Annotated in this window: 9 protein-coding genes; 1 reads left to right on the top strand and 8 read right to left on the bottom strand. The window is 35.9% G+C overall.

Annotated features, from left to right (window positions below; all coding sequences use genetic code 11):
- Positions 1-509: 509 nt before the first annotated feature.
- From DDE80_RS13075 to DDE80_RS13045, 7 genes are all read right to left on the bottom strand, one after another.
- The gene (locus DDE80_RS13075; protein WP_108307362.1) at positions 510-818 is read right to left on the bottom strand and encodes a hypothetical protein; all 309 of its coding nucleotides are present in this window, start codon (positions 816-818) and stop codon (positions 510-512) included.
- Positions 811-1,137 carry a JAB domain-containing protein gene (locus DDE80_RS15705; protein WP_345788854.1) on the bottom strand — a complete coding sequence of 109 codons (327 nt, stop codon included), beginning with the start codon at positions 1,135-1,137 and terminating at the stop codon, positions 811-813. The genes DDE80_RS13075 and DDE80_RS15705 overlap by 8 nt, the downstream gene beginning before the upstream one ends.
- A 30-nt stretch (positions 1,138-1,167) precedes the next feature.
- On the bottom strand, positions 1,168-1,389 hold the full coding sequence (locus DDE80_RS15700; RefSeq protein ID WP_345788853.1) for a hypothetical protein: 222 nt from the start codon (positions 1,387-1,389) through the stop codon (positions 1,168-1,170).
- 353 nt (positions 1,390-1,742) lie between these two features.
- A complete protein-coding gene (locus DDE80_RS15335; RefSeq protein ID WP_201261538.1) occupies positions 1,743-2,207 on the bottom strand; it encodes a hypothetical protein in 465 nt (154 codons plus the stop codon).
- Between the two features lie 539 nt (positions 2,208-2,746).
- Positions 2,747-3,553 (bottom strand): hypothetical protein, encoded by an 807-nt coding sequence (locus DDE80_RS13055; protein ID WP_108308327.1) that lies wholly within the window; start codon positions 3,551-3,553, stop codon positions 2,747-2,749.
- A gap of 317 nt (positions 3,554-3,870) precedes the next feature.
- On the bottom strand, positions 3,871-4,167 hold the full coding sequence (locus DDE80_RS13050; protein ID WP_108308326.1) for a putative Ig domain-containing protein: 297 nt from the start codon (positions 4,165-4,167) through the stop codon (positions 3,871-3,873).
- Positions 4,168-4,169: 2 nt separating this feature from the next.
- Complete coding sequence (locus tag DDE80_RS13045; RefSeq protein WP_282432401.1) at positions 4,170-7,226, bottom strand: Ig-like domain-containing domain; 3,057 nt, start codon at positions 7,224-7,226, stop codon at positions 4,170-4,172.
- A 16-nt stretch (positions 7,227-7,242) separates the two neighbouring features.
- Between DDE80_RS13045 and DDE80_RS15185 the strand changes: the two genes are divergently transcribed.
- Positions 7,243-7,389 carry a hypothetical protein gene (locus DDE80_RS15185; RefSeq protein ID WP_161952340.1) on the top strand — a complete coding sequence of 49 codons (147 nt, stop codon included), beginning with the start codon at positions 7,243-7,245 and terminating at the stop codon, positions 7,387-7,389.
- Positions 7,390-7,771: 382 nt separating this feature from the next.
- Here the strand turns inward: DDE80_RS15185 and DDE80_RS13040 are convergent.
- Positions 7,772-8,459: macro domain-containing protein (locus DDE80_RS13040; protein ID WP_108308322.1), on the bottom strand; the 688-nt coding region annotated here is incomplete at its 5' end.

Below are 8,459 nucleotides of genomic sequence, written 5' to 3'. Positions count from 1 at the left end.
GACCATAAGCTCTCTCTTTGAAGAATAGACTGCAAATTATTGATGTGTGTTAAATGGTAGAGTAGGATAGTATCTGCCAAACTTGTCACCTCACTTTTAACCTATAAAGGTTATTTTACCATACCCCAATTATAAGGAGAAATTATGGCTTTGCCTAAGTCAGCTGGTCTTACGATTTTATCTGCCTCCTAAAAAAATAACGTGTTACCTCTCCCTACAGGAAAGGCACACGTTACATCATAATGTACTCAGTCATCCACCATTTCTTGTACGATAGCGGTTGCTACCGTAATAATCGTCGTTAAAATAATCTTTTCCCAGCCCATGTGTGTCACCTCCTTTTCCTAAGGTGAGTGCTAACGGTTATGTGCCCAAGATGCCATAAACGCTGCGATTCACGTCAGTTATTAAATACCGTCGTGAGTTTATGAAGGGGGTTATCACCACCTTTCCATGTGCTATATCAGTTTTTGTGGCAGGCAAAATGATAGACCAACTACTGGCGTGAGTTACCGTAAAGAACTGTCACGAGTTGGGCATAGGATCGCCTTGCCGTTCACATACCACCGCATCAAAGGCGCTAAGGCATATTCACTACGGTCAATCAAAAATAATTCAATTGTAAGGGCTGTCCCTTCAGGAACATAGGTAAAACTCCATGTAGTAAGTGGACTACTAAGTGAAGTCAGTAATGTCAGTGGAAAGATGGTATCATCAATCTCCTCAGCATAAAGCTGTAAACATTCATATCCAATCATTCGTTCATCCACCGCATCATAACCGAGAGCTTCAAGTCCTGTTAAGAAGTAATCAAGCATGTAATAGCCCTCGCTCTCGTAATGACGTATAACGGTCACCTTCACCAATAATAATATGGTCGATTACTTGAATACCGACATACTCTCCAACGTGATGTAAGCGGTGGGTTACTTCGATATCCTCTGGACTTGGTTCTGGGTTACCAGAAGGATGATTATGAAATACCATAATACTTGCGGCATTAGCTAAGATAGCAGGCTTAAATACTTCACGAGGATGGACGACACTTGCATTTAAACTTCCGATATGTGCGATGTTGATATGTGTCGGTTGATTCTTGACATTTAAACAAAGTACGACAAAGTGTTCACGGTCCACATCTCCTAGAAATTCTCCGGTAGCAGGATGCTATTGCGTCCCTAACGTCACAGGATGTGACATGTCGTAGGGACGTTCCTTTAGTTGCCCGTCACGTGGATTACGAATGGTACGGTTAGCGTAATAAAGACTTGCTTCTTTGACTAACTTTACTGAAACAATTGCCACACGTTTACGAGCTTGTGGCAGGATTTCCTCTTTGACACCGATAGGTAATTGCAGTTGTTGCGTAGGTTGAATCGTAGTATACATAAAAAGCCCATCTCCATATTTTTTAGGCAACATAAAAACGCCCATTCCTTGTAAGAGAATGAGCGCTATACGTTACCGATAGTTACTTGGCTTCATGATTATAATATATGCTTGAATTTTTTATTGTTACATTTCCTCAGTACTAAATCTAGAGGATGCTCTCTAATCTAAATAATCATCTATGGCTAACACCAACTGTATACCAAGCTACATTGCCAAAACTAGCTTTGGCAATGAAAACAAAAAGAAGTCGTTTGCAAGATTGCTCCCACGAAGGACTCCTCCACTTTCATCCACCACGTCATGTATCTTTATGAATTGTAGTGAATTATGCCAGTGCTAAGCACCTGATATCACTCTCCAATTTTCCAAGCACCATTCACATCAACAAGTTGCCATACATAGGTAGCATCGGCTTTTGTTGCTTTTTTCTTATCTTCCACCCAATAGACTTCGGCATGTGTCTCGTCAATCGGTACAGCAACAAGGTGTTTCATCATTTTTTCAACGCTATCAGAATCCACAGGGAATTGATCCTCAGCCGTTGTAGTATCACGGAAAGTAGTAAACTCTTCTTCTGTATTAGCTGCCGTAGGATCGGCATGTAACGCTACAAAATCAGCATACGTACCTTCGTCAAAGTAAGCGATTTTAATAAACTTTTCAACCACGGCAAAATGCTCTTCTGCCTGTTCATTTTTTTGCTCTTGTTGCACTAATGTCGTTGTGCCTTCCTTCTCTTCTTCTCCAGTATCTTCTGAACAAGCCCCTAACAGTAATACTGAACCTAGACCTAAAGCAAGTAAATATTTCTTCACATTTATCAATCCCTTCTTACTTATATTTTAATCGGTAGACCGTATTAAACCAAGTAAAAAAGCCGCTCGCTCGGCATTTGTGTTTTGTAAAAAGAAAAGTGTCAAGCATTATAATATCAGCAGATGAAATTAGCACAATTATGATAACATGCTGTTTATCGTTGTATTCGACAAGTAAAATGGATTTATATTGCTGTAAATACAAAAAGAAGTCCTTCGCAAGATTGCTCCCACGAAGGACTCCCCACTTTTCATCCACCACGTCAAGCGTTTTCATGAATTGTAGTGAATTGTGTGAGTGCCAGGCACCCGATATTCCATACCATGCATTTTCATGAATTGTAGTGAATTGTGCGAGTGCCAGACACCCGATATTCTGTATTTTTATGAATTGTAGTGAATTGTGTGGGTGCCAGGCACCCTGTATTTATTGTTCCGCCACATCATGCATTTTCATGAATTGTATTGAATTGTATGAGTGCCAGGCACCCGATATTTTCGGCATATTTTGAGTGGTGGCAGCGGCTTCATATTAAATGCTATAAACATTTTATTGCACAATGAATTACTTCTATTAATTTATTAATTATAGTATTCGTTATGGATGAAGAAAGACTCTCATATTTATTAAAATCATTTTCAAATTCCGCATGAGCTATTTCGTTTCTATAATAGGTAAAGTCATCTTCTTCAAAACTCATTCCAGTTCGACGTGTTTGCCTAAACCCAATTGAATTAAATCCACTATCGAACCCTTGAGCTTTTATAAAATCACATACGTTTTTTTGCTCTTTTCTAGCTTTACCTTCAGATACAATTTCCATAAGAAAATCATATAGTACCATGTATTTAACTACTCTATCTGTGTTCTTCATTATACTAAAAAGTTTACGATAGAGTAGCGCGTTCGATGAGTTTATCAATTTTCCACCTGCTAATACTTCTTTCAAAAAATCCATTGAGTCGAAGCTTCGAATGAAATTAAATTCTTCACGCAAAGGTATTCGATCATTTAAGGTGATTTCTGTTTGATCTTTCCCATCAAATCGAATTAGTTTTACTTTATAGTCGGGGGAAGATACATCAATTTCGCTATTCAATATAAACCGAATTACAATTTCAAAAATAACTGAATGAGCATACTGTGTAATTTCCTTTATTTCTTTATTTGTGTCCTCATCAAAATATAGTGTAATTTCACTCAGTTTATCATTAATCAAGATTTCTCGAAATATCGAATCATCCAACTCTATTTTTTGAGGATTGTTTAAAATCACATTATTAAAGCCTTTAATCTCAAATAAAATATAGTTTTCCGCAGTGAAATGTTGCTTTTCAATACTCATTCCTTTACCCCTCCCCGAATATATACAAAAAGAAAGAACCAACCAGAAAGTTAGTTCCTCCTTTCCAATCCAACTTCTAATGAATTGTCAGAATAGTGTCTGAATTGTGTGGGTGCCAGGCACCTGATATTTCATGAATAGGAATTTCACCTATTAATACGCTCTAACAGTTAGAAAAAAGCCTTGTGAGCTTTTAAACACATTTTAGAAATCTTTGAGATTATCTAAGTTGTCTTAAGTCACAAGGCTAAGTTCCACTCATTTCGCTAGTAATCTAACTTATTGAGTAACGTTTCGTTTGATTTTATCAAGAAGCATTAACTAATAGTAATATTTACTGTTACATCTACTGTTTTAGTTTTTCCATTGTCATCATATGATGCTTCAATTGTTACTGGAGTAGTAGAATCTACTGTTGGTGTACCTGAAATTTCACCAGTAGATGTGTTTAAAGTTAATCCATTTGGTAATGTTGATTCAGATTTTACTGCATAGTTTGTCACTACTGTAGAATTTGAATTTAATGGTGTTACAGATGTAATTGGTGAATTTTTAGTCCCTGTAATATTAGTATAAGAAAGTGCTGGTGGTGTTACAGGTGTTACTGTCTTCACTGCTATGCTACTTCAGCTGTTTGTTCTTCAGCTTGTTTATTACCAGCTAAGTCTTCGATATTTACAAATTTAACTCGTACTTTACCACCATTTAATGTTGGTGCTGTAGCGAAGTTAAATACAACTGTATCATCTGTAGTTGTTAAGAATGTTGGTTGTAATGTAACTGTATCTTTAAAGTCACCTGCTGCAGAATATTCAAGTACATAATTACCACGAACAGCTGATGTTTTAGTATTTACTACTTCATCAAATGTTAGAGTATATTGAGTTCCAGAAGTAATTGCTAATACCTGTGCTTTTGGTCCAACTTTATCAGAATCAGCAGTAAATGCTACGTTCACTGTTGTTGTAACTAATTCATTACCTGAAGCATCTACAAAGTCTGCTACATCAACTGTATAAGTTTCATTAGCTTGTAAGTTCAGTGCTTTTTCGCCAGTTTTATTGAATGTGAATTTCACACTGTCAACCTTATCAGCATCTGATTCATCAGTAAATGCTACAGTCGCTAAATCTGAATCGTTTTTCAATACATGTGAATTACCTTTTGAATCCTTTAATGTGATTGAACCAATGCCTGCGTCAAATGCTGCTTTAGATACATCATTGCTATCAAATGTAATTACTAATTCATCATTTTCTTTACCTGCTACGATTTTCGCCTCTGCAGACTTCACTTTAGGAGCTACAGTATCTGTGAATACAGGTGTTGGTGTACCAGTAACCGCTTTGCTAGCTAAGTTTTTAAGGTTAACTGTTGTTGCTGCTGATGCTTTTAAAGCTTCTGTTAAAGTTAAAGTAACTTTAGAAGTTCCTTTTGTTTCATCATAGCTATATACTGCTGATTGAATTGAAGCACCTGCTACTGTGTAATTAGTAGTTTTAGCAGCTTCTGTTGGATTTAAAGCACCATCAAATGATAATACTACTTCCTTAGTATTTGATTGTGCAATCGCAGTCAATGCTGTTGCAGTTGCTGAAAGTGCTGCTGATACTTTTGTATTTTTAGTTGGGTCTGTATCAATAGCATTTCCTAATGTATCCGTAATATTTGATGCAATTACTTTATAGAACTTACCATCAGTTAAGTTAGATGCTAATTTAATTGTAGCTATGTTACCTGCTACTGTGATTTCTGCACCAGTTAAAGAGATTTCTTTTGCTGCATCCCAACCAGATGTATCGTTAGTAGTAGCTTCAAGTATACGGTAGTTTGCAACTTGTGTTGCTGACGCTGATAATCCAGCATTAGCATCAACTGTGAATGTTACAGCAATTGTATCATCCTTAGCTGATTTTGGAGCAGTAACTGTTACTGAAGCAACTTCTACTTTCGTATCAACAACTGTCGATGTACCTTTGTAAGTGAACGTATCTTTATTCATTGTGTTACCAGCTTTATCTTTAACACCTGAAATTGAAACGTTATAATCAACATTGTTCACTGAAGCTGCTGTCGTAATTAATACAGTTTGATTATCTGCTTGTAATTGTGCAGATACCACTTGTAATTGTGCACTTGGACCTTCAATTACATAGTTAGAAACGTTTTCAGCTGTTTCTTTAGTTACTACTTCATTGAACTTAACTTCTAAGTGAGTGTTATCAATTACTTTATATTTAGCTGAGCTATATGCAGCTGATAATTCAGGACGGTCAAAATCAGCATATTCAAATGCTAAACCTGTTGCGAATGTTAAAGCATCGTTTTTAAGGTTGTTTGTATCTGTAAATACATCTTTAGCAAACCATACTTTAATTTCTTTACCTGAGTTATATAAAGCAGTTAATTTAGTTTTATTTACACCAGCTGCGATTGTGTAAAGAGATTTGTCAGTAAGATCTTGAGTTAAATCATCTGCTGTGATAGTTACACGATTATCTGTAGCTGTTTCTGCTGTATCAATAATGATATCTCCAGCTTTTGTTTGTAATGCTTCGTTAAATTTAATATCAGTTTCAACGCTACTGAATGAAGCTTTTTCTAAAGTTGGTTTTGTTTCATCTTTAACATAAGTTACCGCGATGCCTTTTTCATAAGCTACAGCTGCACTTTTCACAGTTGCATCTGAAACATTCGTTACAGCTTCGTCAGCAAGAATTACTTTAATCGCTGCTTTGTCAGTGTAAGTTGTTTCAATTGCTGTTACACCAGCATTATTTAATTCGTAATTCCAAACAGCTTTTTCAGTAACTGTTGCTTCTTTATCAGTAGCACCTGTTAATGCTGTTGCTGTACCATCAGCAGTACCAAAATTAATTTTAGCTAAATCTGGAGATTTTACTTTTTGATCAAATTCTAGAGTTAAAATGTTAGATTCTTCGTTGTAAGAAGCTGTTAATAATTTTGCCGGAGTAATTGCTTCAACTGCAACAGTATGTTCAGCTGAACCTACTTCTCCAACTTTAACAGCATCTTTAGCAACTGTTAATGTTAACGCTTCAGTTAATGCGTTTACTGCAGCTTTAGAAGTTTCACCAAGAGTAACTGTTAAAACGTTATTATTTAATTGAGCTGTATCTGCTGCTGTTAATGCTACGCCATTTACTGATAATTTAGTTACATCTGTTACTGTACCTACAGCATCATAAGTAACTGTTAACTTACCACGTGAATTATCATAAGAAGCGCTTACTGCTTCTGGAGTTTTTACTTGCTCAAGTTCAGCTTGAGTTGGACGGAATGATACTTCAGTACCTGCATAAATTGGGTTACCTGCAGCATCTTTCACTTCAGTGCCAGTAGCACCTAATACTACTTTGTAATCAGCTACTGTTAATTTATTAGCTGCTGTATCAGCTTTTAAAGTAATAGTAACTGTTTTACCATCTGCACTTAATACTTCAGAAGCAGTAGCTGCTTTATCAAGTTTTACTGTTTCTTTATAGATTTCAATGTTAGCAATTGTGCTAGCATTTAATTTCTCATTAAATGTTAATACAACCGTTTTGTTATCTTTAACTTCTACTTTTGATAATTCAGGAGCTTTATAGTCAAATGCTTTTTCAGCACCATTTACAGATAAAGTACCTTCTTTACCTTTTAAAGAAGCAATTGTTAACTTATAAGTTTTGCCTGTTAAATCTGAAGCTACTTTAGTTGCTTCAGTTACTTCAACAGCTTCTCCGTTAGCTAAAACAACGAAAGAACCAGCTGTTGCTTCTGTTGCTGGAGCTTCTACTAATTCAACAGTTACAGACGTTTCGTTAATCGCCTAAAGCTAACGAGAAATTTATAAACTTATTAAACGAATGATACCAACAAATTTAGGCATTGCTTGTTGGTAAAAAAAGTTATTCAATACAAAATCACTAGTAAATGTTCCAATATGTAGGAGTTCAATACATAATCAAAAATAGCTGTTCAATTGCTCAATCTATAATTACATTACTTTCATTTGATCACTAAGTGATTTATACCCTATATAATAGGAAGAAACTCATGACACTTTTACATATCATTGTGTAAAATAAAAAAAATTTTACTTATAGACCTTCAAATTCTATTCCAATAACTGTGTACCGCTATACCACTAGTACCGATATTATACATGCTAGGTCAAAAGGTGATCGCCAACTAAGGGCGATCACACATTTACCATTAAGAAAAATTCACTTCATTGACAAGATAATCCCAAACTTGAATGATATGATTTTCAGGAAATATTTTCTTTTTACGTTCGTTCCAGTCTTGAACCGATTGCACCACAAAATATTTGTCTTTTGCTTTTGAAGGCTGTTCTTTCAGAACCCATCCAACGGTTGATAATAACTCTAAATCATAAGGTGTTTCAAAACCATACATTAAATCCGCTACCCGTTGTAAATTGTTTAATGCTTCCTCATCATGACTTAAGAAATTCTCAGCCTCTTCTGCTGCACCGTCTAGTAAATAAATTTCAGCCCCTTGGGTTCGATCACCATAACCTCTGATGTAATGACCTTCAAGTGCTTGAAGTACATGGTTAAGATTTTCTGCATAAGGACCATATCGCTGTTTCTCAAATTGAAGCCTATTCAAAGCGCCTATTTCATACAAAAAGTAAGCAATTTTTTGTACTTCTAGCAATGACATGCGATAACCTGGACCAGCGTAACGAGACATAGCTGCTAATAATTGAGCTCTTCCTAGTGTCATTTTAGGCTTTGCTGTACGCACAATCATTTCTTCTAGTGGTGGTGCACCTGCTGGCTCATATAAATGAACTGTTACATCTAAGGTTTGGAATGCCTCTACTATCATTGGTCTTACTTGACGCCAGTCTAACCCACCATTTCCACAACCCAAA

Source organism: Metalysinibacillus jejuensis (assembly GCF_003057615.1).
Lineage (GTDB): Bacteria > Bacillota > Bacilli > Bacillales_A > Planococcaceae > Metalysinibacillus > Metalysinibacillus jejuensis.
The sequence above is the reverse complement of the archived record's forward strand: the minus strand, read 5'-3'. Positions and strand labels throughout refer to the sequence as shown.